Origin of the sequence: Rhodoluna sp. (genome assembly GCF_044232805.1) — a bacterium.
Taxonomy (GTDB): Bacteria; Actinomycetota; Actinomycetes; order Actinomycetales; family Microbacteriaceae; genus Rhodoluna.
The window spans coordinates 1-24,357 of sequence record NZ_JBIILG010000017.1 but is presented as its reverse complement, the minus strand read 5'-3'; the positions used below and the strand labels follow the sequence as shown (position 1 = coordinate 24,357).

Genomic DNA, 24,357 nt, shown 5'->3' with positions numbered 1-24,357 from the left:
CGTGTTACTCACCCGTTCGCCACTAATCCACTGGAGCAAGCTCCAGCTTCATCGTTCGACTTGCATGTGTTAAGCACGCCGCCAGCGTTCGTCCTGAGCCAGGATCAAACTCTCCGTAAAAGTTAAGCAGCTTCTCGAGCAAGCTCGAAAAGCAAACTAGAACGAATGCCCCGGAAAATGGGGCAATCAATTTGATCTGACTAAATCAGATTGTCTGACAATCTGTCTAATCCAATTTGTTCTCTTCACTTCATTTGGCAAGCCAAATAAAGCCAAGAGGTTCTTGGCATCGACATTGTGCACGCTGTTGAGTTCTCAAGGATCGGATGCGCTTGGGAATTTCTAACTAAAGAAATCTCCAGGGCGATATCCAGATTCATCATTTTCCAAAGACGCAAAAACCAAAAACTTTTTTACTTCTTATTTAGATGATGGACCTTCAATCTTAGACCCGAAAAAAGGGGGCAAAAAACCCCTATTTCGGTTTCGATTGGCTGTACTTGAGCCGGTTTTCTATGCAGAAATCCAAGCTTTGGGCAACCTCACAAGATTACGCTGTTGGCTGGCATAAAGTCAAATCAAACCCTTGAAAATAAAGGGTTTCTGGCAAGAATTCCTAGCCTAAAAACACTGCCGCGAGGGTCTTTTTTCCGCGTCTCAAAACAGCGATATTCCCATGCAGCATTTGATCCAACCCTTGGGTTTCATCGAGCACCTTTTCGTTGTTTAGATAGACCCCACCCTCGCGAATAGCCCTTCTGGCAGCTGAAACACTGGCTTCCAGCCCGCAATCCACCAGTAACTGGGCTATTGAGGACCCAATCGGAGCACTCACACTTGGAAGCTCAGCAAGGGCTGAGCGAAGATCAGCCTCGGAAAGATCTGTCAATGCGGCCTGGCCGAACAGGGCCTTGGATGCCTCGATGGCCGCCAGGGCAGCTTCCTTGGAATGAACAATTGAGGTGACCTCAAGGGCCAGGGTCCGTTGGGCCTCCCGAAGGTGCGGTTCACTGGCCACCTTCTTGGCAAGCTCATCAATTTCTTGTTTGGACAAAAACGTGAACACCTTTAGGCGGTCTATTACATCGGCGTCTTCTACGTTTAGCCAGAATTGGTAAAAAGCGTATGGGCTAGTCATGGAATCATCCAGCCAGACGGCGTTGCCTTCAGACTTTCCAAACTTCTTGCCATCCGAGTTTGTGATCAAAGGTGTTGCCAGAAGCTGCGCGCTGGAACCAGTGACTTTGTGAATCAAATCAGAACCCGAAGTTAGGTTTCCCCACTGATCCGAGCCACCGATTTGCATGGTGCAGTTGTGCCGCTGGAACAATTCCAAAAAGTCATAGCCCTGCAGAATCTGGTAGCTGAACTCGGTGTAGCTAATGCCATGCTCGGAATTCAATCTGGCACTAACGGCATCCTTGGCCAGCATTTTCCCAACCCGGAAGTGCTTGCCGATTTCACGAAGGAAATCGATTGCGCTAAGAGATTGGGTCCAGTCCATGTTGTTCACAAGCTTGGCAGCACTCGAACCCTCAAAATCAACAAACCTCGAAGCCTGCTCGGAGAGCTTGTCTACCCATGCCGTCACTGTCTCTTTATCGTTTAGCACACGCTCGGCAGTTGGGCGAGGGTCCCCCACTAATCCTGTCGATCCACCAATCAAAACAATTGGCTTGTGCCCTGCAAGCTGCAATCTTCGCATTACAAGCAGCTGAACTAAGTTTCCAAGGTGCAAGCTGGCAGCGGTCGGGTCAAAGCCAATATAAAAAGTAACAGAAGACGAGTTGAGCTTTTTAGATATTTCAGCCTCATCGGTGGACTGAGAGATTAGTCCGCGCCACTTTAGTTCCTCCCAAATCCCGGCAAAGGACTTGTCATTAGCCTGATTTGAAAGAGTCATTAGATTTTGCCCCAACTTCTTTTGAGCTCAGTTATTTGCTCAAGCACGCGAGGAAGCGATGTTCCACCAGCACCCGTGCGAGACTTAATCGAACCAGAAACAGATAGTACTTCTCTTAGCTCACCGGTAAGCGATCTTGAAATCTTTGCGAGATCTGCATCCGGCACCTGGTGTAATTCAAGATCGTTTGCCTCACAGTAAGCAACTAGCTTTCCGGTTATTTCGTGTGCTTCACGGAATGGAACTTGCTTCTTCACGAGCCATTCGGCAACATCGGTTGCCAGCGAGAATCCAGAAGAGGACAAAAGCTCCATGCGGTCAAGATCAAATCTCATGGTGCCCACCATTCCAGTGAATGCGGGAAGCAGCAAGGCCAGGGTATCGATCGAATCAAAAACCGGCTCCTTGTCTTCTTGCAAGTCTCGGTTGTATGCCAAAGGCAGGGCCTTGAAAGTCGCTAGTAAGCCAGTGAGATTTCCAATGAGTCTTCCGGACTTTCCTCGGGCCAGCTCTGCAACGTCTGGATTCTTCTTTTGGGGCATGATTGAGGATCCAGTTGAGTAGGCGTCATCTAGTTTGATGAAGCCAAACTCAACGGTCGCCCAAATCACTATCTCTTCTGCAAAACGCGAGAGATTGATTGAGATCATCGACAAGATAAATGCAAACTCAGCAACCACATCTCTAGAAGCCGTTCCATCAATTGAATTCTGTGTGGTGCCGGCAAAACCAAGCTCGGTTGCAACAAGTTGTGGATCAAGGCCAAGGCTAGAACCAGCCAACGCGCCCGCTCCATATGGCGATAAGTTAGCTCGCGAGCGCCACTGGCGTAATCTCTCTAGATCTCTAGTTAGTGGCCAGGCGTGGGCCAACAGGTGATGCGAAAGCAGAACAGGTTGTGCGTGCTGCATGTGTGTTCTACCGGGAATCGAAGATCCAAGATGCTCTTCGGCACGTGCTGTCAAAACGGCAATCAACTCAAGAACCAGCTTTTCGATGACGTTGGATTCCGAGAGAAGATACATCCGAATCAGGGTTGCAACCTGATCGTTTCGTGACCTTCCAGCGCGAAGCTTTCCGCCAAGCTCGGCTCCCGCGATTTCGATTAGTCCACGCTCGAGCGCCGAGTGAACATCTTCATCCTGTGGCTTTGGAGTAAAGCTGCCCGATTCAACTCTTTGAAGCAGTTGGTTTAGCACCTTGGTTAGCCGCTCTGCTTCATCGTTATTTAGATACCCTGCAGAAAACAGTGCCTTGGCGTGAGCCTTGGATCCAGCAATGTCGAAAGTGGCTAGTCGCCAATCAAAGTGAGTAGATCTTCCAAGAGCTGCAGCCGACTCTGCCTGAGTTCCACTGAATCTTCCTCCCCAAAGCGATCCTGGGATATGTTCATTTGCCATTGGCACGCCTTGCCGAAATTTTGCTGGGAAGTGACCAAAGCTCAATAAAGCCCTTGGCTAGTGACTGGTCGAAGCTATCTCCAGTGTCATAGGTAGCGAGGTTGAAGTCATATAGGCTCTGTTCGGAGCGCCGCCCGGTAACGACTGCCCTACCTCCAGCAAGTTTGAGGCGAACCTCACCGGTTACGTAACGCTGAGTGTGATCAATAAAGACATCGAGCGATCGCTTCAGGTCTGAAAACCACAGACCTTCGTAAACCATCGTGGCCCATTTGTCTTCAATGCCCTTTTTGAAGCGATTCACGTCGCGCTCAAGAGTTAGGTTCTCAAGCTCTTCGTGGGCCTGAATCAAAGCAATCGCTGCAGGGGCTTCATAGATTTCTCTGGATTTGATGCCAACCAGGCGATCTTCCACAATGTCGATTCTTCCGATACCGTGGTTGCCAGCCAATTCATTCATCTTTTTGATCATGGCAATCGGGCTGTATCGAACGCCATCAATTTCAACCGGGATTCCCTCATCAAACTTGATGATGACCTCAGTTGGGTCCCTCACAACATCTGGGTCTTGGGTGTACGTATATATGTCTGCAATTGGCGCATTCCAAGGGTCTTCTAGTAGACCTGTCTCCACCGCTCGTCCCCAAACGTTTTGATCGACTGAATAGGGGCTCTTTTTGGATTGTTCAATCGGCAAATTGTGTTTAGCCGCATACTCAATTGCCTTATCCCTGGTTAGTGCCAAGTCACGATTTGGGGCAATCGACACAAGATCTGGAGCTAGGGCCGCAACGGATGCTTCAAAACGAACCTGGTCATTACCTTTACCGGTGCAACCGTGAGCCACGGTGTCAGCGCCAAGCTCGTGAGCTGTTTTGGCAAGATACTTTGCAATCAAGGGCCTAGAAATTGCAGAAACCAGCGGGTAGCGCTTTTGATAAAGAGCGTTGGCCTTCAATGAAGGCATTATGTAGTCGCTGGCAAACTCTTCTTGGGCGTCGATAACAACGGCTTCGACTGCACCACAATCAAGAGCGCGCTGGCGAATAACTTCCATGTCTTCGCCACCTTGACCAACGTCAACGGCCATGGCTACTACTTCTTTACCGGTGGCGTCTTTGAGCCAACCGATCCCAACCGAGGTATCTAGACCGCCCGAATACGCCAGAACAACACGCTGGGCCATTTCGCTCCTACAAGCTCTAGTGTTTCCCCAAAGAGGGGGAAGCTAGTTCAATCTTAGGCTTTAGCTCGCTGAGCCAGCCAAACCATTAGCGCCTTTTGGGCGTGCAACCTGTTTTCGGCTTGATCCCATACAACTGACTGGCCTCCCTCAAGCACCTCGTCGGTAATTTCCAAGCCCCGATAAGCAGGCAAGCAGTGAAGCACGATGGCTGATGGTTTTGCTATTGAAAGCAATTCGGTGTCTAGTCGGAAACCATCAAAAGCTTCGATCTTCTCAGCCTTCTGACCATCTTGCCCCATGGAGACCCAAGAATCGGTTGCCACCACATCGCTATCAACCAAGGCCAGTTTCGGATCGGTATAGCAATCAACGGAGCCCCCAGTAGATTCCGCAATCTTTTTTGCCTTTTCCAAAACCTTCGCATTTGGTTGGTACATTGCTGGCCCCGCTATTCGAACCTTCATTCCAGCAGTTGCGCCAGCAAGCAGGTACGAATGAGACATGTTATTTGAGGCATCGCCGATAAAAGATAAGACCTTCCCATGCAAGCTTCCAAGTTTTTCGCGAATGGTCATGAGATCTGCAAGTACCTGGCAGGGGTGAAACTCGTCACTGAGGCTATTGATTACTGGGGCCTTTGAGTTGGCGGCCATTTCCTCGAGGCCTGATTGTAGATATGTTCGCCAAACGATCATCGCTACTTGGCGATCAAGAACCCTGGCGGTATCTGCCACCGATTCTTTGGAAGCTAATTGACTAGTTGCCGAGTCAATAATCAGGGGTGCTCCCCCAAGCTCTGTTACACCAACCGAGAAAGAAACTCTGGTTCTAGTTGATGGCTTGTCGAAAATTAGCGCAACAGTTTGCGGTCCCGCGAATACGTTTGAACTGAAGCGACCCAACTTGAGTGAATCGGCAAGATCTAGAATCTCCGCCTGCTCAGCAGGGCTTAGGTCATCATCACGCAGAAAGTGTCTGGTCATGAATTCAATCCTTTACTTTTGCAGAATGCCCCGAACGAAACTAGCTAGGCCCTGATTTCAGCCTTGAATCTCTTGCTCGCAAGAGCAACTGCCCTGTCTCTCGCCTCGGAAGCTTCTACCTGAGTGAGGGTTCTATCCATAGCTCTAAATCGAAGTGCAAAGGTCAGGGACTTAGAGTTTTCGGAGATGTTACTACCGCGGTAGTCATCGGTTAGCGAGATATCTTCTAGTAACTCTCCGCAGCCCTCTCGAACGGTGTTCAAAACATCTTGCGCTGGAACATCAACACTCACCACCAAAGAAAGGTCCTGGGTCAAAGCGGGCAATGTGCCAATTGGCTTTGCAACAACTGATTCAGGGGCTGCGTTTAGCAGCGCATCCAAATCAATTTCAAAAACTCCAACTGTTCTTGGTAAATCGGCTTGCTTAGTAATTGCTGGCGCAATCTCTCCAACAAATCCAACAACTCTGTTTCCTACTAGTAGTTCCGCAGACCTTCCAGGGTGATATCCGGTTGGTTCGGCCTGCTTGAGATCAAATGAGACTCCGATTGCCTGGCCAACAAGTTTTGCCGCATAAAGCGCATCCTGGACACCAAAGCGAACTGGCTTGGTCCCCGGCTGAGCATCCAATCTGTTACCAAGGAAGATTCCAGCCAGGTGCTTGGGCTGCAATGGAATGCTCACGTTTAATGCTTTTATATCGGCATCACTTGGACGAGAAGAGGTATCTGGGAAAGAAACTTTGACCTGCTTTACCGACTTGAATACCGATCCTTGCTCAACCAGAGCTAGGTCAGTGAATCCACGAGAGAGATTTCTCTTTGCAGTTTCAATTAGACCTGGGATCAACGACAACCTGAGCTGCCCTGCTTCTTCTTGAATTGGGTTAGCGAGGGTTACCGCCTGCTTAGCATCTTGAAACCAGCCATTGTGTTCTGCGGAAACAAACGGGTAACTAAGAATTTCAACATAGCCTGCAGTTGCTAGAGCATCTAGTGCACCAGATCTAAACTGCTGGGCTCTAGATAACCCTTTTCCTGGAGGAGCAATTGGCAATCTGCTTGGAATCCTGTCGTAGCCCAAGATACGGGCGATCTCTTCAACCAGATCTGTTTTGTCAACAAGGTCTGGTCTCCAGCTCGGAGGGGTGACCTTCAAGCCCGAGGCGTCCTTGGCTGTTACCGCACCAATGTCTGAAAGCACCTTGGTGATTTCGCCATCGCTGTAATCAACGCCTACCAAATCAGAGGCAAAACCCTTGGGCAGCAAAATCTCTGGCTGCTTGGTTAGGTCAGTAAATGTTGCTCCGAGTTTTCCAGCACTGGCTCCAGCTAACTGCTCCAATAGTTGCACCACTCTCGCGGCTGCATACTCTCCCACTTTCGGGTCCACACCTCGCTCATAGCGCTTGGATGCTTCCGAAAACAGCTTGTGTCTTCTGGCCGAGCGGGCCACCGAAACCGAATCAAAATGCGCTGCTTCAATCAAAATGTTCTTGGTTGAATCAGAAACCTCAGTTGAGAATCCACCCATAACCCCTGCTAAACCAATTGGCCCGGAGTCATCGGTAATCAGCAAGTCTTCTTCGTGCAGCTTTCTTACCTGTCCATCAAGAGTTTTGAGTGTTTCACCTTTGGTTGCGCGGCGAACAAGCAAACCACCCTTGATCTTGTCCAGATCATATGCGTGGACCGGTTGACCAAGTTCGAGCATCACGTAGTTTGTGATGTCAACCGCAAGTGAGATGGAGCGGACGCCAGACAACTTTAGTCTTGAGCGCATCCAGGTCGGAGTTGGCTTCGTGGCATCAACATTTGTTGCCGTGCGAAGCACAAAGCTCTGCGAGGTTTTTCTTCCTCGAATCGGCGCGGAGTCATTGATTTTCAGCCCAAAGCCATCGCCCTTGACTAGCGGCGCAAGCGTGATTGGATCTTTGTAAGAGGCTCCGGTTGCGTGAGAGTACTCTCTTGCAATTCCTCGAATCGAAAGACAATAACCGCGATCTGGCAAAACGTTTACCTCGGCTGCGGTGTCTGCTAGTTGCAGTAATTCGATAGCATCTGTTCCAACTTCTGGATCAAGACCAATTGAGGCAAGCCTTAGGATGCCATCGTGATCATCGCTAAGTCCTAGCTCTCTGCCCGAAGCAATCATTCCATCGCTTATGTGACCGTAAGTGCTGCGAGCTGAAATCTCAAAGTTGTTTGGTAGCACCGCTCCTGGCAAGCAAACAACTACCTTGTCCCCGGCTTCAAAATTGGAAGCGCCACAAACAATGCCTCGAACATCCGCGCCACCATCAGCTGCCTTCTTGCCCTTCGGCGCAACTCTTACCTGACACCAGCGAATTGTTTTGCCGTTGGATTGTGGCTCATCGACGAACTCAAGAACTTCTCCAACAACTATTGGCCCAGAAAGATCAAAGCTGTGGACGCCTTCTTCTTCTAATCCAACTTTTACCAAAGCTTCCATTACTGACTCGGCAGTTGAGCCCTTTGGTAAAGAAGCGTATTCAGCGATCCAACTAAGCGGCGCTCTCATTAGAGCACCATTCCAAACTGCTTTGAGAAACGAATGTCGCCTTCAACCATGTCGTGCATGTCGGTAACTTCGTTTCTAAACATTAGGGTGCGCTCGATTCCCATTCCAAATGCGAATCCGGAATAAACCTCTGGATCAATGCCGCTGGCGCGCAACACATTTGGATTAACCATTCCGCAACCGCCCCACTCCACCCAGCGAGCGCCGCCTTTCGCACCAGGGTGCCAAACGTCTAACTCAGCCGATGGTTCGGTGAATGGAAAAAACGAAGGACGCAATCTGATTTTTGCTTCTTCACCAAACATGATGCGAGCGAAGTGCTCCAGTGTCCCGCGAAGATCTGCCATACTCAAACCCTTGTCGATAGCTAGACCTTCGACCTGGTGAAACACTGGTGTGTGAGTCGCGTCAAGCTCGTCAGTTCTAAATACTCTTCCAGGGCACAGCACAAAAATCGGCGGCTTTCGATCTAGCATCGTGCGAACCTGAACCGGTGAAGTGTGGGTGCGAAGAACAAGCTTTTGATCTAGTGGCTCAACAAAGAAGGTGTCCTGCATCGCACGGGCTGGGTGGTCTTCGTCGAAGTTCAAGGCATCGAAGTTAAACCACTCGCTTTCAAGCTCTGGTCCCTCTGCTATTTCCCAACCCATGCCAACAAAAACGGAGGAGATCTTTTCTTGAAGCAAACTGAGTGGATGCCTTGCGCCAAGGCGAGCTGGGCTTGGTAGAGCAGTAACGTCTAGAAACTCCCCCGCCAGCTGGAGCTTTTCTTCTTCCAGTGAAAGCGCGCTCTCGCGCTTTTCGAAAGCTTCGGCGATTTGGGCCCTGGCTGATCCAACTAGTTTTCCAGCTTCGGCCTTCTGATCAGCCGGCAATTTTCCTAGCCTGGCGCTAAGGCTTGCAAGGGCGGAAGAGTCTCCGGAGACTGCGGCTCGGACCTTCTTCAGATCCGCCATGGAACTGGCTCCAGCTATTTGATCGAGGGCGTTTTTAGTGGCAGATTGAACCTCTGCCGCGGAAATTGCCTCTGAGCTTGCCATAAATAATAAGTGTAGCGATTAGCCATTCTGGGCAAAGGCTGACGCGTATAGGCAAACGCTGGCAGCTGTCGCAAGATTTAGTGACTCAGCGGCTCCATAAATAGGTACCTGAACCAAGGTGTCAGCAAGAGCTGCTACCTCTGGCTCCAAGCCCCAAGCCTCGTTGCCAAAAAGCCAAACGGTTGGCTTGGCCAAAGAACCTGAATCGACACCTGCAAGAGATGAGCCGTTGATATCGGCTGCCAGTACCTGAAGCCCTGCTTGCTTGAGTGAAGCAATTGATTGCTCGATGTCTGCTTCAACAACAAAAGGAAGATGAAACATGGACCCGGTAGTTGATCTGACAACCTTTGGGTTATAGATATCTACGCTGCCCTTGCTAAAAACAACTGCGTCTGCGCCAGCGGCGTCGGCTGCACGCAAAACGGTGCCGGCGTTTCCTGGATCACGGATCTGTGCCAGAAAAGCAATTAGCTTTGGCTTAGCTGCCAAGACATCCTCTAGGGATACGTGAAATTGCTGGCAAACAGCAACTACACCTTGGGGAGTTGTGGTGTCACTTAGCGCCTTTAGAGCAGAATCCGAAACAATCGTGAGAGTTACTCGGGCCTGTTCGGAGCGCGAAATCAGGTCAGGGTATTTTTCTTTGAATGCCTCAGTCGCAAAAATCTTTTCAATCAACTTAGGTCGTTGAAGAGCTTCTTTTAGGCCCTGTGGACCCTCAAGAAGAAAGAGCCCGGTCTCTAACCGGGACTCCTTCTTGGTAAGTTTTGCGACCCCTTTTACTTCTGCTGCCGAAGGGTCCTGAATCACTTTGGGCTAGCTAGCCTTTGGTGCTGAGGTGTCTTTGGGAAGTGCTGCTTTTGCGGTTGCTACCAGTGACTTGAAAGTCGCTGGCTCGTTGACCGCAAGGTCAGCCAAAATTCTCCGGTCAACTAGCACACCAGCAAGACCTAAGCCTTGGATGAAGCGGTTGTATGTCATTCCGTTTGCACGAGATGCAGCGTTAATGCGCTGGATCCAAAGTCTGCGGAAATCACCCTTGCGTGCTCTGCGGTCGTTGAATGCATAAACCAGCGAGTGCAGCATTTGCTGCTTCGCCATACGGTAAAGCCTGGAACGCTGTCCGCGGTAACCCTTTGCGCGCTCTAGTACAACGCGACGCTTCTTCAGCGAGTTGACTGCGCCTTTTACTCTTGCCATTTTCTAACTCCTAAAAATAAAGTCGGTTACTTACCGAGCAGCGTCTTGATGGTCTTGAAGTCGGCAGCCGAAACTACCTGGTCAGCGTTCAATCGACGCTTGCGTCTAGATGACATGTGCTCAAGGTTGTGGCGCATGTTGATCTGCTGCTTCATTAGCTTGCCACTACCGGTGAAGCGAAAACGCTTTTTGGCACCCGAATGGGTCTTCTGCTTTGGCATTTACTTCTCTCCTGTTTCTTTAGCAGCCTCTAGGACTACTTCCTCGGTTGTTACCGCTTTGGCTTCAGCTTTTGCAGCCTTATCCGCAGCTTTCTTGGCGTCTGCCTTAGCTTCCGCTTTGTTTCTAAGTGGACCAATAACCATCACCATGTTTCGGCCGTCAATCGATGGTGTCGATTCAACTGCGCCAAACTCGGTAACTTCTTCAGCCAACTTCTGTAGCAACTTGATGCCCATCTCTGGTCGAGATTGCTCTCTTCCTCGGAAGACCACCATCACCTTCACCTTGTCGCCGGCTTTCAGAAACTTCTCAATCTGAGCTTTCTTGGTGCCGTAATCATGACCGTCAATCTTCAAACCAAAACGCACTGTCTTTAGAACAGTGTTGACCTGGTTCTTGCGGGCTTCACGAATTTTTTGTGCGGCTTCGTACTTAAACTTGCCAAAATCCATGAGCTTCGCAACTGGAGGGCTGGATTGCGGTGAGACCTCAACGAGGTCCAAGTCTGCTTGCTGCGCCATACGCAGTGCATCCTCAATCTTTACAACGCCAACTTGCTCTCCTAGAGCACCTACGAGGCGAACCTCGGGAACTCTGATGCGGTCATTGATGCGGGGATCGCTGATATTTACTCCTATATCGATATGACTTAGGCCACACTAAGGAGCATCTTGCCCAAAGGAGCAGAAACAAAAAAGCTTTACCCGGCAACCTATTTAGCGGAAGACGCGGGTGGGAAACTAATCCACTTCTGACCGAGATCAAAGACCTCGGAGCCATGGGATAGCCTAGCATGAGACGCCCTGAAGGAGAATAGTTGTCTGAATACGACGAAATCGACCAGCAGATCACCGAGATATCTGACCTGCCAGCTGTTGAGGTCATCGGCCGTTACGCCGTAGACCTTCTAAGCGTGGCCGCGGTCCAATGTGGGCTAGCTGCCGATGGCCGAAAAGGCGACCTGGATGAGGCCAGAAAGCTAATAACTGCGGTGGCTGGCTTGATTACCGCAGCCGCTCCAGACCTAGGCGATCACCACGCAAGGCCCCTAAGAGATGCCCTACGCCAAGTCCAACTTGCCTTCAGAGAAGCCTCCGTAATAAAGGACGCTCCGGGCCAAGGCCCAGGCGAGAAATTCACTGGGCCCGTTAACTAGCCAAAAGCTTTATCGTCACCGAGTCCACAGCCAGTGCAAACTCTTCGCTTTCCGCCCAGTGCTTACTTACTCGCTCCAATAGCTGCCTAACATCAGCAGGGCTTACTCCATTTACTAACTTGAGAGCAACTTCTAGTTCTGCGCCAGCTAACTTCGCTTCTGGATCTGCAGACCTAAGCTCAAAATCAACAACCTGACTCTCGCTTGTAACTGACTGCCCGACAACCTCCCTGACTGATGGGTTTAGTTCAGCTGGTTGCCAATCAAGCGACTGTGCTATTCGAGCAATCGCGGGGCGACGAATGACAAATTCGGTCTCACTGCCCGGGTCAATAACCACACGGGTGCTTAGCTGCGAGGCAGCAGCTAAGCAGACTCTGATGGCATCGGTTGGAACGGGTCTGGCAGTTGGATTCCAGCGCTGCATTGCGGCAACTGAGGAAAAAACAACAAGTGCATCCTGTTCATCGGGAGACTTTACGGTCACAATAGAGAGCTCCGCGCTCTTGTCCACCTTGAGACCGTTGGCTCCTATTTCAGATTCACCAAGTTGTGCAAGCAGTGGCACCAGTAGCCTCGAAACTCTTACAGCGTCGACGACGTCCGCCTGACCAAGATCACCAGATCGAAAACCTGAGATGGCATTTACAAATTCTTTTGGGGCGGAGCCATCATCGCCAGCAAATCGATTCTCCTCGAGCTCTCTTCCCTCCCAAGGAACACCGGCCGAATCCGACAAGCGGTTTGGGTTCATTTCGTAGCTCAAGAGCTAACAATCTTTAGCGCCTGCTCGAGGCTAAAGCGCCCAACATGCAGAGCTTTACCAAGGATCGCACCAGCTAAGCCCATAGACCTTAAGCTCATAAGGGCCTCTAGGTCCGACAGCTCAGCGATACCGCCGCTGGCAATAACTGGCTTGCTAGTTCGCGAAAGAACTTGTTCCAGCAGTTCAAGATTGGGTCCATTCAAAGACCCGTCTCTTTTGACGTCGGTCACGACGTATCTTGCGCAACTCAATTCTTCTAGCTGCTTTAGCAATTGTTCTAGCTCACCCACGTCCTCGCCACTTCCGCGTGCTACCAATCTTGCACCTGAAACATCGAGCGAAACAGAAATTTGCTTGCCGTAGTTTGAGATGGCAGATTCAACCCAAGGCATGTCCACTAGCGCAGAGGTTGCAAGATTGATTCTGCTGGCTCCTGTTTGCAAGGCTGCTGTAAGAGACTCTTGATCACGGATTCCACCGGAAACTTGGACATTGATTCCAGAGCATAGCGAAACCACTTCAGAAATTAGCTTTCTGTTTTCACCCTTGCCGTATGCGGCGTCTAAATCGACAAGGTGGATCCATTTTGCGCCTCGGGCAATCCAGTCAGAAGCAATTTCCATTGGTGAGCCAAGTGACTCTTGAGATTTCTCATCGCCAGGTCGCACCGAGAGGCCGTTGGAAACATCTATTGCGGGTAGCAGTTCGAATGAGGAAAGTTCTGGTGCTGCAGCTGCGCCAATATCCTGGCTTCTTGAATTGTTATCTTGGCTACTCACCTTTTAACAGTAGCGCCAGGGATTAACGGACGCGCTGGGTTTAAAAGCGGCCCACAGCAAAAACTTCTAGGGAAGCGCGAGCCTGTCTCCTGCAACTAGGTCAGCACTTTGCAAGTTGTTTAGCAAAATAATCTCGGTAACCCAGTCCTGCTGGTTTTGACCTTTTGCATGAGTCTCAGCTAGCTGCCAAAGACTCTCCCCCGGCATGACGGAGATGTAGTTGAAGGCGGTGGTTTGGGTGGAGCCTTGATCAACCGCGGCGGCGCTTTGGTTGAAGATCAGGCCGGCGATCATGATCATTAGGGCGCTGAGCACAAATAGCGTCCGGACTAGGCGGGCTCTGCGCTTTGGGCTCATTGGGTGAATCTGGGCAGTTACTGTACTCATTTGGGTCCCTTTCCTCAGGTTTTCGAACAAGTGTTCTACTTAGAACAAGATTACAAGGAACCACCGACATTTTGTCAAGAAAATAGCGAAATATTCGAAAATATGTTTGATTTTGGGTTATTTTTAGAATACAGTTTCGATAAAGCCCAATAGGGCACCTCTGAAAGGGGCATTATGGACGCCAGCAAGCCTAGCCGCCGCGCCACAACTCTCAGTGCCATGCAGGAACGCATCCTGCAGGCTATCCAAAGATCCAAGACCGAGCGGGGATATGTCCCCAGCATGAGAGAAATCGGCGATGAGGTCGGCTTGTCCTCCCCCTCATCCGTTACTCACCAGCTGAACCAGCTAGAACTAGCAGGATACATAAGCCGTGACCCCAAGCGCCCGAGAACAATCGATGTCCTGATCGAAGTTCCAGGCTACGAAGGCGATGCCGGCTCAGAGCCTGACAACTTGACTCCAATCGGCGATGCCGCTATGGTTCCGATGGTTGGAAGAATTGCTGCCGGTGGTCCAATCACCGCAGAACAGAACATCGAAGAGATCTTCCCGCTCCCACGTCAGCTGGTTGGAAAAGGCGACCTGTTCTTGCTGAAAGTTGTTGGTGAATCCATGATTGACGCAGCTATCTGCGATGGTGACTGGGTAGTAGTGCGTCAGCAACAAACTGCTGAAAACGGTGACATAGTTGCAGCCTTGCTAGAAGATGAGGCAACCGTAAAGACCTTCAAGCAGCGCGATGGTCACACCTGGTTACTACCAAGAAACTCAAGCTTCGAGCCAATCCTTGGTGACCGTGCCGTCATTCTTGGAAAAGTAGTTGCTGTTCTAAGAAGCATCTAACAAAAACGCGTTTAGCTCGCTGGCTAACTGAGGTTTCACGCGAGCTTCCATCAAAGTGCCATCATCTTTATGGATCACGCTAACAATTCGTGCTTCTGAATGGATTCTTGAAACAAGATCCCCTCTCGAATAAGGAATCAGAGCCCGAACCAGTATCTCCGGCCTCGGCAATAATCCTTCGATTTTCTCCAGAAGCTCAGCAATGCCTTCGCCAGATGCAGCAGATACCAAAATTGCTCCAGGCTCCATTCCCCGAAGAGCTATCTGCTGCTCTAAATCAACCAGGTCACACTTATTGAAAACCAGTAGCTCTTTGACGTTTTGAGCGTCGACTTCGGCCAATACGTTGCGCACGGTGTGAATCTGACCAGCAGGATCAGGGTGAGAAGCATCTACGACGTGCACCACTAGGTCGCTGTTAGCGATCTCTTCGATAGTTGAGCGAAAGGCCTCAACCAGCTGATGCGGCAAGTCCTTTACAAATCCCACGGTGTCGGCAAGTGTGTATTCTCGGCCATCAGCTGTTTGGGTCTTTCTAACAGTTGGGTCCAAGGTTGCAAACAAAGCATTCTCGACCAGCACCCCAGCTCTAGTTATTCGGTTGAGTAGTGAGGACTTGCCAGCATTGGTATATCCAGCGATGGCAACAGCTGGAATCTCGTTTTTGGACCTGGATGATCGCATGGTTGCTCGCGCTGGGGCCATCTCTTTGATTTGCTTTCTAAGCTTGGACATCCGGGTGTTGATGCGCCTTCTATCTAGTTCAATCTTGGTTTCACCAGGACCGCGCGACCCAATTCCTACACCACCACCAACTTGACCACCGGCCTGTCTCGACATCGACTCACCCCAACCGCGAAGCCTCGGAAGTAGGTATTCAAGTTGAGCTAACTCAACTTGCGCCTTACCTTCCCTGGACTTCGCGTGCTGGGCGAAAATATCCAAAATAATTGCAGTTCGATCAACCACCTTTACTTTTACAATGTCTTCAAGGTTTCTTCTTTGGCTTGGTGCTAATTCGGTATCGGCAATCACCGTATCCGCTTCGCAGGCGGCAACGATGGCCTTTAGTTCTTGAGCCTTACCTTTACCTAGATAACTGGCTGGGTCAGGAAATGCTCTTCGTTGCAATAACCCATCAAGAACTTGAGCGCCTGCTGTTTCAGCCAGAGCAGCAAGCTCCCGAAGTGAGTTCTCCGCTTCCAGGACAGTGCCTCTTCCCCAAACTCCAATCAGGACAACTTTTTCTAGTCTTAGCTGGCGATACTCGACATCGGAGATGTCCTGAAGCTCAGTGGATAATCCACTAACTCGTCGAAGCGCTGAACGCTCCTCTAGATCTAGCTGGTCGCCGTCAAAACCTGAGGTGTCGAATGTGGTGGGGGCGAGCTTCTTGTCTCGACCGAGAATGCGATCAATCATCGACACTGATTGCTCCGATTCTGATTCCATCCAACTAACACTAGTAATCAGAATTGGGATAAATTGAAGCCATGTCCTCGGATCACTACTTTTCCAAGGAACCTAAAAGCGAATACCAGCCCAAGCAAATTGAGCTCGATGTTGCTGGCGAGGTTTTCAAAGTAAGCACGGCCTCTGGAACCTTCTCTCCCCTGCGTCTCGATGTTGGAACCTCAGTACTAATTGACCACCTAGAGCTAGCTCCACAAGAAGGCAACATTCTTGATTTAGGTTGCGGCTGGGGAGCTATCGCCCTAAACCTTGCAAAACACAGCCCCAAGGCCAAAGTCTGGGCGGTAGATGTCAACAACCGCTCTCTCGAGCTAACAGCCGAAAACGCCAAAATCATAGGGCTTGAAAACATTCAAACCGCCACACCAGATTCGGTTCCAAAAGAGATCAGCTTCTCTGGAATTTGGTCAAACCCGCCAATTCGAATCGGAAAGAAGGAGCTTCACGAGTTACTTCTTGGCTGGCTGCCTCGCTTGGAAAATGGAGCCTCTGCCTATTTGGTAGTTCAGAAGAATCTTGGCTCGGATTCGCTGCAGAAATGGCTGACCGAAACACTGGTTGATGGCTACGAGGTATCGAGGCTCACCTCTGTTAAGACCTACCGAATTATCAAGGTTCTACGAACCGCCTAAAGGCTTGCTAGATTAATCTCGCCATCAAAGGTAAGTTCCGCAGGACCGCTTATTGATACGTGTTCACCGTCTTCGGTTGCAAACATTCGAACCGCAACCAACCCACCCAAAGCTTGGACCTGCCACTGATTAGGAGCAGAAGCTCCTGCCCAGTACCTCGTGGCCAGAGCCGCAGCGGCGATACCTGTGCCACATGAGAGTGTCTCGCCAACACCGCGCTCGTGCACTCTAAAAGAAAAATAACCAACGCCATTTTGGATCATCGGTTCACTTGGAACTACAAACTCCACGTTTGCACCGTTTTCTGGTTTCGGTTCAACGACCGGGGCCTCAAAAAGCTTTAGCTCCCTGAGCTCTGTATCGCTAGAGAGGGCGACGACAACATGAGGGTTACCTATCTCAATACCCTGACCAGGCCTTGCAACTTCAATTCCTTTAGCTTCAACAGTGAACTCAGTCGTAAGCTTCCATCTGCCGAGATCAACAGCAAACCCATTGGAGCCTTGAGTTAGATCCTTAACCCCTGCTCTGGTGCCAACGGCAAGAGTGGAGCCGCCTTCGATTTTGGCGAGTCCGCGATCAAGAAGGTACCTAGCAAAAATCCTCACACCGTTGCCACACATCTCCGCGGCATTGCCATCGGCGTTGTAGTAATCCATGAACCAAACAGCCGCTGGTTCAATTGCAAGAATCTCTTTGCCTTCTGGAAGCTTGGCTGACTTCACGACCCTGATGAAACCATCAGCACCAATGCCAAAGCGCCGGTCGCAGATCTTGGCTATCTGTTTTGAACTAAGAGCGAGCTCACCATCTGCATCCAAAACCAGCACAAAATCGTTTCCGGTGCCGTGGCCCTTGGTGAAAGCAATACTTGTCATGCTCCAAGCCTACGGGCGAGAAGCAAAGAGGCCGTGCTTCCGAACCAGGCCAATAGCCACACTCGTTACCTCTGGATCGAGGGCGTCGAGCCAATTAATTCGGGTGTCACGCTTGAACCAAGACATCTGGCGTCTGGCATATTTTTGTGTCAACTTGGTGGTTGATTCAATTGCCTGCTCTTGGCTTAGCTCGCCATCCAACTGCGCTAGAGCTTGTGCATAGCCAATGGCATAACCTGCAGTAACAGATTCACGAAGACCCTTGGAAATCAAAGCTTCGGTTTCCTCAACCATTCCCTTGCCCCACATCCCCCGCACTCGCTCCTCCAACTTGGCAACAAGAACCTCGCGATCCATCCGCAAACCAATTTCAAGCACCTCTTGCCATGAGTCGATCTCATCCGGCAGGGCTGCAGCAAAGGGTTCGCCGGTAAGTGTGACAATCTCTAGTGCCCTAACAATACGGCGACCATTTTCTGGGTCAATGCGACTGGCAGCACTTGCGTCCAGCTCCGTTAGCTTTTGATGCATGGCATTGGGTCCTAGGTCAGATAGTTCTTGCTCGAGTATTGCCCGCAGGTCCTTGTCTCTAACCGGGAACTCAAAGTTGTTTAGCACCGCTGCAACATAAAGCATCGATCCACCAACCAAAATTGGCATAGCTCCGCGTGCTTGAATCTCCAAAATCTTGGCTCGAGCAATCTTCTGGTACTCAGCAGCTGTTGACTCCTGCGTCACATCCAGCACATCAACTAGGTGATGTTCAATTCCGCGGCGCTCAGCAATGGGTAGCTTGGCGGTTCCAATGTCCATACCTTTATAGAGCTGCATCGCATCTGCATTTACTATCTCAGCTGCTTGACCGTCTTGGCGGATTGCTTCAGCAATACGAATTGCCAATTCGCTTTTACCAGTGCCGGTTGAACCAACAACGGCAATGAGTTGCGCCGGCATTACTTTCGTTTCAACGTGGGAAGACCGATGCTCACGCCTTTGGTGGAAACTGGGTCAACAGCACAAGATGCCGCCTCGAGCGCATCGTAGGCATCGCCAGCTCTTGTTGGAACCATCGCGTATCCAGCGGTTGGCTGATCTGCGAGCAAGAAGTATGGCTTGGCATCAGTTACCTGGACCGTGACAAGGTCCCCAGGTCTTGGTTCAGTCTCGCCAGTGGGTAGCTCAAAGTGAACCAGTCTGCTGTCTCTTGCTCGGCCGCTGAGCCTGTTGTTTTGGGAGTCTTTTCGACCCTCATGGTTTCCAACTAGGACTTCCACAGTTTTGCCTATCTGTTTCTTGTTTTCTTGCCAAGCGATGGCGTTCACGTGCTCGATTAGTCGCTCATATCTTTCTTGAGCAACCTCTTTAGAAATCTGATTCGGCATCGTGGCAGCCGGTGTTCCTGGGCGCTTTGAGTACTGGTAGGTGTAAGCCATCGTGAAACGAGACTGAGTAGCAATTTCCATAGTGTCTTGAAAGTCCTGCTCGGTTTCGCCAGGGAAGCCAACAATAATGTCAGTAGTAATTGATGCCTCTGGCATAGCCGCACGCACCCTATCCAAAATACCTAGGTACTTATCTGTTCGATAGCTGCGCTTCATTGCCTTCAGAATTGAGTTCGAACCAGACTGCAGTGGCATGTGAAGGTGAGGCATTACGTTGTGGGTTTGCGCCATCGCGTCTATAACATCATCGGTGAATGCAGCAGGGTGTGGAGAAATGAAGCGAACCCGCTCTAGGCCCTCAATTTCACCACATGCCCGAAGTAGCTTTGCAAAGGCTCCCCGATCGCCAAACTCAACTCCGTAGGTATTAACGTTTTGGCCTAGCAGCATAATCTCGATAACTCCGTCATCAACCATGGCCTTGATCTCGTTAAGGATTTCGCCAGGCCGACGATCCTTTTCCTTGCCGCGAAGCGCTGGCACAATACAAAAAGTGCAGCTGTTATTGCAGCCCACCGAGATCGAAACCATGCCTGAGTAGGTTGAATCTCGCTTGGTGGGCAAGTCGGATGGAAAAGTCTCCAGAGCCTCAATAATTTCAACCTGGGCTTCCCGGTTATGCCTGGCTCTTTCTAATAGAACCGGTAAGGATCCCATGTTGTGAGTGCCGAATACCACGTCAACCCAAGGCGCCTTCTTGATTATTAGATCGCGATCTTTTTGCGCTAGACAACCACCAACTGCAATCTGGAAGTTTGGGTCCTCTTCCTTTTTGGCAAGTAAGGTTCCGAGGTTTCCATACAGCTTGTTGTCCGCGTTCTCTCTAACAGCGCAGGTGTTGAAAATGACGACATCGGATTCACCAGTTTCACCTGGGAGGTAACCGGCATCTTCAAGCAGACCAGAGATTCGCTCCGAGTCGTGAGCGTTCATTTGACAGCCGTAGGTTCGAACCTCGTAGCTGCGGGTTTTGGTAAGCATCAGGCTTACGATTTTACCGCGTGGGACTCCGCTTCCCTAATGGCAGCAAAAACAACGCTTGAGCCAAAACCTCGCCTTTGCAAGAATCCAACCAATCGGCGGTTTCTCACATCAGAATCTAGGTGACCTAGTTGCCCATAGCGCTTGATTGCTAGCTCTGTGGCAACAGCTAGCTCGTCCTCGTCAGTTATCTCAGAGGCAACCTGATTGATTAGCTCTCGATCAAGCCCCTTGCTTTCAAGCTTGCGCTTGACCATGGAGCGAGCCAGGCCCTTGGTTCTGCGGCTGGCATCAGCTAAATCCTGTGCATAGAGCTGATCGTTGATTAGCTCTACTTCAGCAAATCGCTCGATTAATGGCTTGGCAATTTCAATTGGAATCTCATTAGCTGCCAGAACCTCTAGAAGTTGGGCCGAAGACTTGGGGCCTTTTTCAAGCAGCCGCAAGACGATGCTTCTAGCTCGCTCTTCTAAGTTATCCACCGAGGAGAGCATGATTAGCCTGCGGACGCAGCCTTCTTAGGGGCCTCCGGCGCTACTTCTTCAACCGGTAGGTCGGCAACTGCGCGAGGGACACCAACGCCAAGTTTGGACTTGATCTTCTTTTCGATTTCGTTGGCAACCTCAGGATTCTCAATTAGGTAACTCCTAGAGTTTTCCTTACCCTGGCCAAGCTGCTCGCCTTCGTAGGTGTACCAAGCACCAGATTTTTTGACCACTTCGTGCTCGACACCAAAGTCCAGCAAGCTTCCCTCGCGAGAGATACCTGTTCCATAAATAATGTCGAACTCAGCTTGCTTGAATGGCGCGGCCATCTTGTTCTTGACAACCTTTACGCGGGTGCGGTTTCCAACGGCTTCGGTGCCGTCCTTTAGGGTTTCGATTCTGCGAATGTCTAGTCGAACCGAAGCATAGAACTTCAGAGCCTTACCGCCGGAGGTGGTCTCTGGGCTTCCGAAGAAGACACCGATCTTTTCGCGCAACTGGTTGATAAAGATCATTGTGGTGTTGGTGTTGCTTAGTGCTCCGGTTAGCTTGCGAAGCGCCTGAGACATCAACCGAGCTTGCAAACCAACGTGGGTGTCACCCATTTCGCCTTCGATTTCTGCGCGTGGAACCAAAGCAGCAACCGAGTCGATAACGATGACGTCCACTGATCCGGAACGAACGAGCATGTCCGCGATTTCAAGGGCTTGCTCACCGGTGTCTGGCTGGCTTACTAGCAGTGCGTCAGTGTCGACCCCGAGCGCCTTGGCATATTCCGGGTCCAAGGCGTGCTCGGCGTCTATGAACGCAGCAATTCCTCCAGCGCGCTGTGCGTTGGCAATAGCGTGTAGGGCAACAGTTGTCTTACCTGAAGACTCTGGCCCGTAAATTTCAACAATTCTTCCTCTTGGCAAACCACCGGTTCCAAGGGCTGCATCCAATGCGATTGAGCCGGTTGGGATGACCTCAACAGGTGCCCGCTCGTCAGAACCGAGTCTCATTACGGAACCCTTACCAAACTGACGTTCGATCTGGGCTAGAGCAGTGTCGAGAGCTTTCTCGCGGTCTGATGCTGATGGCATTTTGGTCCTCTTTCGATTTGATGTGGTTCTGAGAATACTTTTTGCTGGCGACAACCTTTGGGTCAAAACACCAATTTGTGTATAACTTTGACCCTCAAACTGCCTTGTAAAGACCATAGCAGGATTCGAACAAAATTTCGAGTATTTATTTACTCGGCGTGTTGTTTTTTAGCTTTTTTGTCCAACCCAGCCCAGCGTTCCTTGGGCACCTGCTGAACCCGGCAAATAGCAAGCCAGATCTGCTTCGGATCTTCCCCTAAGGCCAGTAGTGAGGCGGCTGTAAGGTCTCCAAGCTCCATAAGGGCTAGGTCGCGGATAATTACATCAGATTGGGCTTTGCCGAACTCATCGGCCATTAGCTCTTGAAACTGGCTGAGACGCAAGGGTCTAGATGCGACCGCCGAGCAGGTCCTTTTCGAGCTGCTCGTTGAAGTCCTGGACGAATCCAATTGGGACTATCAGATCAGACACTTCCTTGCCAGAAAGGCTGGTTGCCATGAATTCCTCTGGCAATACGCCTTCAACTAGGGCAATTCGGTCGGAAACCTCGCGCAAAACAACAGATAACGGCACCTCTAGGGCCTCGGCTACCGAAGCCAAAATCTCGGAAGAAGCCTCTTTTTGGCCTCGTTCTAGCTCGCTTAAGTACCCCAGTGCAACGCTGGCGCGGGATGCGACCTGACGCAGGGTCTGGCCCTTCTGCAGCCTAAAGTCCCGCAGTACATCTCCGATTTCAGTTCTTACTAGTGCCACGCGACCCTCCTTTTGCTTGTCCGACTAAATCTACTTTTTTGCTCTGACATGGATAACTAGATTATCCCGTAATTTCATCCCACAAGTGTCCCACTCCCAGCAAAACCGCAGAATTCTGGATTTGGACCCGCTCCCCAGCTAGCTGGTGGGCAAAAACCTTGGTTTCCGAGGCCTGAGACACCGCGATGTATAGCTCCCCCACTGGCTTATCCCCTTGGGCGCCTGGTCCCGCAACTCCGGTTGTGGATATGGCAACAATTTGATCGGAATCAATTGCGGTTTTACTCGAAATCTTTGATCTCAAACCTTCAGCCATTTGGGCCGCAACTTCTGGGTCAACCGGTCCTTGATTTTCCAAAAGCTGATTCGAGACACCAAGAAGCTCGTGCTTCAATCTCGTATCGTAAGCAACAATTCCAGTTAGCAAAACATCCGATGCGCCAGCAATGGCTGCAAATTGAGCGGTCAGTAAACCACCGGTTAGGGACTCTGCAATAACCAGAAACTTTTTCTGGCTTCGAAGGTTATCAAGGATCTTTTCTGGCGTGGTCATTTTTTTCTAACGGCCATAAAAAACGAAATGCCAGAAACCAAAGTTGCGGCAACTGCAAGATAAATAGTAAACAGCTCGAAAAGACTCCAGATTGGAACCCAGACTTCGAAGGGTGCCAACACAACACCAATTGCCACACCCTGCAAAATAGTCTTTAGCTTCCCCGCCAAGCCCGCGGCAATCACTACTTTTTTGGCTACCAAAGCCCGATAAACAGTCACTGCAACTTCGCGAAGGAGAATAATTGCTGTAACCCACCACTCAATCTCGCCCAGAATTGAAAGAGCAACTAGAGCTCCACCGATAAGAACTTTGTCGGCAACCGGATCTAAAAACTTTCCAAGATCTGTGACCTTGTCGGTTCGGCGGGCAATCATGCCATCAATTCCGTCTGTGGAGATAGCTAGCACAAACAAGACAAGAGCCAGGAATCTCTGCCAAGAATCAGGTTCGGGGAAAGCCAGCAGTAAGAAAACAAAAATTGGAGCCATCAAGATGCGAAGCATCGTGATGCTATTTGGCAGGTTCAAGGCCTACCCGTTAGCTGCCAAGCGTCTTCGTCGCCTTCGTCGTCATCGTTAGAAACCGTCAAAGTTTGTGGCTTGTCACCGCGCAGCTGGGCCAGCACCGTGGCGAGCTCCTCGGGCTTGACTAAAACGTCCCTGGCCTTGGATCCTTCCGAAGGGCCAACGATGTTTCTTGATTCCAATAAATCCATTAGCCTTCCAGCTTTTGCAAAGCCAACTCGTAACTTTCGCTGCAGCATGGAAGTAGAACCAAATTGTGAGTTCACGATCAACTCAGTTGCCTGTAGCAGAACCTCTAAGTCATCACCAATGTCTGAATCAACAACTCGTGCAGTTGCGGTAACCGCCACATCCGCTCGATACTCTGGCTCCATCTGAGCCTTTACGTGAGCAACAACCTGGTGTAACTCGACCTCGCCTACCCAAGCACCCTGCACTCGAATTGGTTTGTTGGTTCCCATCGGGGAAAACAGCGCGTCACCTTGACCCACAAGTTTCTCAGCACCGGTTTGATCCAAGATCACCCTGGAGTCGGTAATCGACGAGACTGAGAAAGCAAGGCGCGAAGGCACGTTTGCCTTAATTAATCCAGTCACCACATCAACCGATGGTCGCTGGGTTGCCAAAACTAGATGAATTCCCGAGGCGCGAGCTAGCTGGGTGATTCGAACAATTGAGTCTTCAACATCGCGCGGTGCGACGATCATTAGATCCGCTAGCTCATCAACTACTACCAACAAGTACGGGTACGGCTGAAGTTTTCTTGTTGAACCTTCTGGAACACTTAGCTCGCCTGCAACTACCGCCCTATTGAAATCGTCTATGTGCTTGAATCCAAAAGACGCCAGATCGTCATATCTCATATCCATCTCTTTTACTACCCACTGCAAAGCTTCGGCAGCTTTTTTGGGGTTGGTAATAATTGGTGTAATCAGATGTGGAACTCCCTGGTAGGCGGCAAGCTCCACCCGCTTGGGGTCTATCAAAACTAGCCTCACCTCAGCGGGCTTCGCCCGCATCAAGATAGAGGTGATCATGGCATTTACGAAACTGGACTTACCGGCACCGGTTGCACCAGCTACCAAAAGGTGTGGCATCTTGGCTAAGTTGGCCACCACGTAGCCACCCTCGACATCT

Annotated in this window: 27 protein-coding genes and 1 rRNA gene; 3 read left to right on the top strand and 25 right to left on the bottom strand. The window is 50.5% G+C overall.

Features of this window, described 5'->3' with window-relative positions; genetic code table 11:
• The 11 genes from AC9UES_RS03820 to infC form a co-directional block, all read right to left on the bottom strand.
• Positions 1–120: ribosomal RNA gene (locus tag AC9UES_RS03820) — 16S ribosomal RNA — on the bottom strand; the annotation flags it as partial.
• Between the two features lie 496 nt (positions 121–616).
• Positions 617–1,903 carry a tyrosine--tRNA ligase gene (gene tyrS / locus AC9UES_RS03815; RefSeq protein ID WP_509526978.1) on the bottom strand — a complete coding sequence of 429 codons (1,287 nt, stop codon included), beginning with the start codon at positions 1,901–1,903 and terminating at the stop codon, positions 617–619.
• The gene (gene argH / locus AC9UES_RS03810; protein WP_509526977.1) at positions 1,903–3,303 is read right to left on the bottom strand and encodes an argininosuccinate lyase; all 1,401 of its coding nucleotides are present in this window, start codon (positions 3,301–3,303) and stop codon (positions 1,903–1,905) included. The genes tyrS and argH overlap by 1 nt, the downstream gene beginning before the upstream one ends.
• Entirely contained in the window at positions 3,293–4,489 is a 1,197-nt protein-coding gene (locus tag AC9UES_RS03805) for an argininosuccinate synthase (protein WP_509526976.1), read from the bottom strand. The genes argH and AC9UES_RS03805 overlap by 11 nt, the downstream gene beginning before the upstream one ends.
• Positions 4,490–4,542: 53 nt before the next feature.
• A complete protein-coding gene (gene argF, locus AC9UES_RS03800; protein WP_509526975.1) occupies positions 4,543–5,472 on the bottom strand; it encodes an ornithine carbamoyltransferase in 930 nt (309 codons plus the stop codon).
• Positions 5,473–5,516: 44 nt separating this feature from the next.
• On the bottom strand, positions 5,517–8,015 hold the full coding sequence (gene pheT / locus AC9UES_RS03795; RefSeq protein WP_509526974.1) for a phenylalanine--tRNA ligase subunit beta: 2,499 nt from the start codon (positions 8,013–8,015) through the stop codon (positions 5,517–5,519).
• Positions 8,015–9,055, bottom strand: a complete 1,041-nt coding sequence (gene pheS, locus AC9UES_RS03790; protein ID WP_509526973.1) for a phenylalanine--tRNA ligase subunit alpha — start codon at positions 9,053–9,055, stop codon at positions 8,015–8,017. The genes pheT and pheS overlap by 1 nt, the downstream gene beginning before the upstream one ends.
• An 18-nt stretch (positions 9,056–9,073) precedes the next feature.
• On the bottom strand, positions 9,074–9,868 hold the full coding sequence (locus tag AC9UES_RS03785; RefSeq protein ID WP_509526972.1) for a TrmH family RNA methyltransferase: 795 nt from the start codon (positions 9,866–9,868) through the stop codon (positions 9,074–9,076).
• Between the two features lie 6 nt (positions 9,869–9,874).
• Positions 9,875–10,258: a 50S ribosomal protein L20 gene (gene rplT, locus AC9UES_RS03780; protein WP_509526971.1), complete on the bottom strand. Its 384-nt coding sequence runs from the start codon at positions 10,256–10,258 to the stop codon at positions 9,875–9,877.
• Positions 10,259–10,284: 26 nt separating this feature from the next.
• Positions 10,285–10,479: a 50S ribosomal protein L35 gene (gene rpmI / locus AC9UES_RS03775; RefSeq protein WP_509526970.1), complete on the bottom strand. Its 195-nt coding sequence runs from the start codon at positions 10,477–10,479 to the stop codon at positions 10,285–10,287.
• Entirely contained in the window at positions 10,480–11,091 is a 612-nt protein-coding gene (gene infC, locus AC9UES_RS03770; protein WP_509526979.1) for a translation initiation factor IF-3, read from the bottom strand.
• A 206-nt stretch (positions 11,092–11,297) separates the two neighbouring features.
• Here infC and AC9UES_RS03765 point away from each other — a divergent pair, with 206 nt between their 5' ends.
• Entirely contained in the window at positions 11,298–11,636 is a 339-nt protein-coding gene (locus AC9UES_RS03765) for a DUF1844 domain-containing protein (protein WP_509526969.1), read from the top strand.
• Here AC9UES_RS03765 and AC9UES_RS03760 read toward each other — a convergent pair.
• The 3 genes from AC9UES_RS03760 to AC9UES_RS03750 all read right to left on the bottom strand — a co-directional run bounded on the left by AC9UES_RS03760 (position 11,629) and on the right by AC9UES_RS03750 (position 13,568).
• Entirely contained in the window at positions 11,629–12,402 is a 774-nt protein-coding gene (locus AC9UES_RS03760; RefSeq protein WP_509526968.1) for an SseB family protein, read from the bottom strand. The two genes, AC9UES_RS03765 and AC9UES_RS03760, sit on opposite strands and share 8 nt — an antisense overlap.
• Positions 12,399–13,181, bottom strand: coding sequence for a HisA/HisF-related TIM barrel protein (locus AC9UES_RS03755; protein WP_509526967.1), 783 nt, complete (start codon positions 13,179–13,181; stop codon positions 12,399–12,401). Before AC9UES_RS03755 ends, AC9UES_RS03760 begins: the two co-directional genes overlap by 4 nt.
• A gap of 66 nt (positions 13,182–13,247) precedes the next feature.
• The gene (locus AC9UES_RS03750) at positions 13,248–13,568 is read right to left on the bottom strand and encodes a LysM peptidoglycan-binding domain-containing protein (RefSeq protein ID WP_509526966.1); all 321 of its coding nucleotides are present in this window, start codon (positions 13,566–13,568) and stop codon (positions 13,248–13,250) included.
• A 174-nt stretch (positions 13,569–13,742) separates the two neighbouring features.
• Here AC9UES_RS03750 and lexA point away from each other — a divergent pair, with 174 nt between their 5' ends.
• Complete coding sequence (lexA, locus tag AC9UES_RS03745) at positions 13,743–14,414, top strand: transcriptional repressor LexA (protein ID WP_509526965.1); 672 nt, start codon at positions 13,743–13,745, stop codon at positions 14,412–14,414.
• On the opposite strand, the gene hflX is transcribed toward lexA, so the two are convergent.
• On the bottom strand, positions 14,400–15,866 hold the full coding sequence (hflX, locus tag AC9UES_RS03740; protein WP_509526964.1) for a GTPase HflX: 1,467 nt from the start codon (positions 15,864–15,866) through the stop codon (positions 14,400–14,402). The genes lexA and hflX overlap by 15 nt on opposite strands.
• A gap of 41 nt (positions 15,867–15,907) precedes the next feature.
• Between hflX and AC9UES_RS03735 the strand changes: the two genes are divergently transcribed.
• Entirely contained in the window at positions 15,908–16,519 is a 612-nt protein-coding gene (locus AC9UES_RS03735; protein ID WP_509526962.1) for a class I SAM-dependent methyltransferase, read from the top strand.
• Here the strand turns inward: AC9UES_RS03735 and dapF are convergent.
• The 10 genes from dapF to AC9UES_RS03685 all read right to left on the bottom strand — a co-directional run.
• The gene (gene dapF, locus AC9UES_RS03730) at positions 16,516–17,397 is read right to left on the bottom strand and encodes a diaminopimelate epimerase (RefSeq protein ID WP_509526960.1); all 882 of its coding nucleotides are present in this window, start codon (positions 17,395–17,397) and stop codon (positions 16,516–16,518) included. The two genes, AC9UES_RS03735 and dapF, sit on opposite strands and share 4 nt — an antisense overlap.
• 9 nt (positions 17,398–17,406) lie before the next feature.
• Positions 17,407–18,351 (bottom strand): tRNA (adenosine(37)-N6)-dimethylallyltransferase MiaA, encoded by a 945-nt coding sequence (miaA, locus tag AC9UES_RS03725; RefSeq protein ID WP_509526958.1) that lies wholly within the window; start codon positions 18,349–18,351, stop codon positions 17,407–17,409.
• Positions 18,351–19,820 (bottom strand): tRNA (N6-isopentenyl adenosine(37)-C2)-methylthiotransferase MiaB, encoded by a 1,470-nt coding sequence (gene miaB / locus AC9UES_RS03720; protein WP_509526957.1) that lies wholly within the window; start codon positions 19,818–19,820, stop codon positions 18,351–18,353. Before miaB ends, miaA begins: the two co-directional genes overlap by 1 nt.
• Before the next feature lie 5 nt (positions 19,821–19,825).
• Positions 19,826–20,314 (bottom strand): regulatory protein RecX, encoded by a 489-nt coding sequence (locus AC9UES_RS03715; protein WP_509526955.1) that lies wholly within the window; start codon positions 20,312–20,314, stop codon positions 19,826–19,828.
• Positions 20,315–20,316: 2 nt separating this feature from the next.
• Entirely contained in the window at positions 20,317–21,387 is a 1,071-nt protein-coding gene (recA, locus tag AC9UES_RS03710; RefSeq protein ID WP_509526953.1) for a recombinase RecA, read from the bottom strand.
• A 149-nt stretch (positions 21,388–21,536) separates the two neighbouring features.
• Positions 21,537–21,770, bottom strand: coding sequence for a DUF3046 domain-containing protein (locus tag AC9UES_RS03705; protein WP_509526951.1), 234 nt, complete (start codon positions 21,768–21,770; stop codon positions 21,537–21,539).
• 4 nt (positions 21,771–21,774) lie between these two features.
• Positions 21,775–22,140: a helix-turn-helix domain-containing protein gene (locus AC9UES_RS03700; protein WP_509526949.1), complete on the bottom strand. Its 366-nt coding sequence runs from the start codon at positions 22,138–22,140 to the stop codon at positions 21,775–21,777.
• A 61-nt stretch (positions 22,141–22,201) separates the two neighbouring features.
• A complete protein-coding gene (locus AC9UES_RS03695; protein WP_509526947.1) occupies positions 22,202–22,693 on the bottom strand; it encodes a CinA family protein in 492 nt (163 codons plus the stop codon).
• Positions 22,690–23,223: a CDP-diacylglycerol--glycerol-3-phosphate 3-phosphatidyltransferase gene (gene pgsA / locus AC9UES_RS03690; RefSeq protein ID WP_509526945.1), complete on the bottom strand. Its 534-nt coding sequence runs from the start codon at positions 23,221–23,223 to the stop codon at positions 22,690–22,692. The genes AC9UES_RS03695 and pgsA overlap by 4 nt, the downstream gene beginning before the upstream one ends.
• A partial coding sequence (locus AC9UES_RS03685) for a DNA translocase FtsK (RefSeq protein ID WP_509526943.1) occupies positions 23,220–24,357 on the bottom strand: 1,138 nt, incomplete at its 5' end. The genes pgsA and AC9UES_RS03685, both read right to left, overlap by 4 nt.

Bases quoted from the DNA above. Each gene is read 5' to 3' on its own strand.
- AC9UES_RS03735 (WP_509526962.1), top strand. From the start codon at position 15,908: ATGTCCTCGGATCACTACTTTTCCAAGGAACCTAAAAGCGAATACCAG.
- AC9UES_RS03805 (WP_509526976.1), bottom strand. From the start codon at position 4,489: ATGGCCCAGCGTGTTGTTCTGGCGTATTCGGGCGGTCTAGATACCTCG.
- miaA (WP_509526958.1), bottom strand. From the start codon at position 18,351: ATGCCGGCGCAACTCATTGCCGTTGTTGGTTCAACCGGCACTGGTAAA.
- argF (WP_509526975.1), bottom strand. From the start codon at position 5,472: ATGACCAGACACTTTCTGCGTGATGATGACCTAAGCCCTGCTGAGCAG.
- lexA (WP_509526965.1), top strand. From the start codon at position 13,743: ATGGACGCCAGCAAGCCTAGCCGCCGCGCCACAACTCTCAGTGCCATG.
- pheS (WP_509526973.1), bottom strand. From the start codon at position 9,055: ATGGCAAGCTCAGAGGCAATTTCCGCGGCAGAGGTTCAATCTGCCACT.
- miaB (WP_509526957.1), bottom strand. From the start codon at position 19,820: ATGCTTACCAAAACCCGCAGCTACGAGGTTCGAACCTACGGCTGTCAA.
- rpmI (WP_509526970.1), bottom strand. From the start codon at position 10,479: ATGCCAAAGCAGAAGACCCATTCGGGTGCCAAAAAGCGTTTTCGCTTC.
- tyrS (WP_509526978.1), bottom strand. From the start codon at position 1,903: ATGACTCTTTCAAATCAGGCTAATGACAAGTCCTTTGCCGGGATTTGG.
- AC9UES_RS03695 (WP_509526947.1), bottom strand. From the start codon at position 22,693: ATGACCACGCCAGAAAAGATCCTTGATAACCTTCGAAGCCAGAAAAAG.
- AC9UES_RS03715 (WP_509526955.1), bottom strand. From the start codon at position 20,314: ATGCTCTCCTCGGTGGATAACTTAGAAGAGCGAGCTAGAAGCATCGTC.
- dapF (WP_509526960.1), bottom strand. From the start codon at position 17,397: ATGACAAGTATTGCTTTCACCAAGGGCCACGGCACCGGAAACGATTTT.
- pheT (WP_509526974.1), bottom strand. From the start codon at position 8,015: ATGAGAGCGCCGCTTAGTTGGATCGCTGAATACGCTTCTTTACCAAAG.
- AC9UES_RS03750 (WP_509526966.1), bottom strand. From the start codon at position 13,568: ATGAGTACAGTAACTGCCCAGATTCACCCAATGAGCCCAAAGCGCAGA.
- argH (WP_509526977.1), bottom strand. From the start codon at position 3,303: ATGGCAAATGAACATATCCCAGGATCGCTTTGGGGAGGAAGATTCAGT.
- hflX (WP_509526964.1), bottom strand. From the start codon at position 15,866: ATGGAATCAGAATCGGAGCAATCAGTGTCGATGATTGATCGCATTCTC.
- recA (WP_509526953.1), bottom strand. From the start codon at position 21,387: ATGCCATCAGCATCAGACCGCGAGAAAGCTCTCGACACTGCTCTAGCC.
- rplT (WP_509526971.1), bottom strand. From the start codon at position 10,258: ATGGCAAGAGTAAAAGGCGCAGTCAACTCGCTGAAGAAGCGTCGCGTT.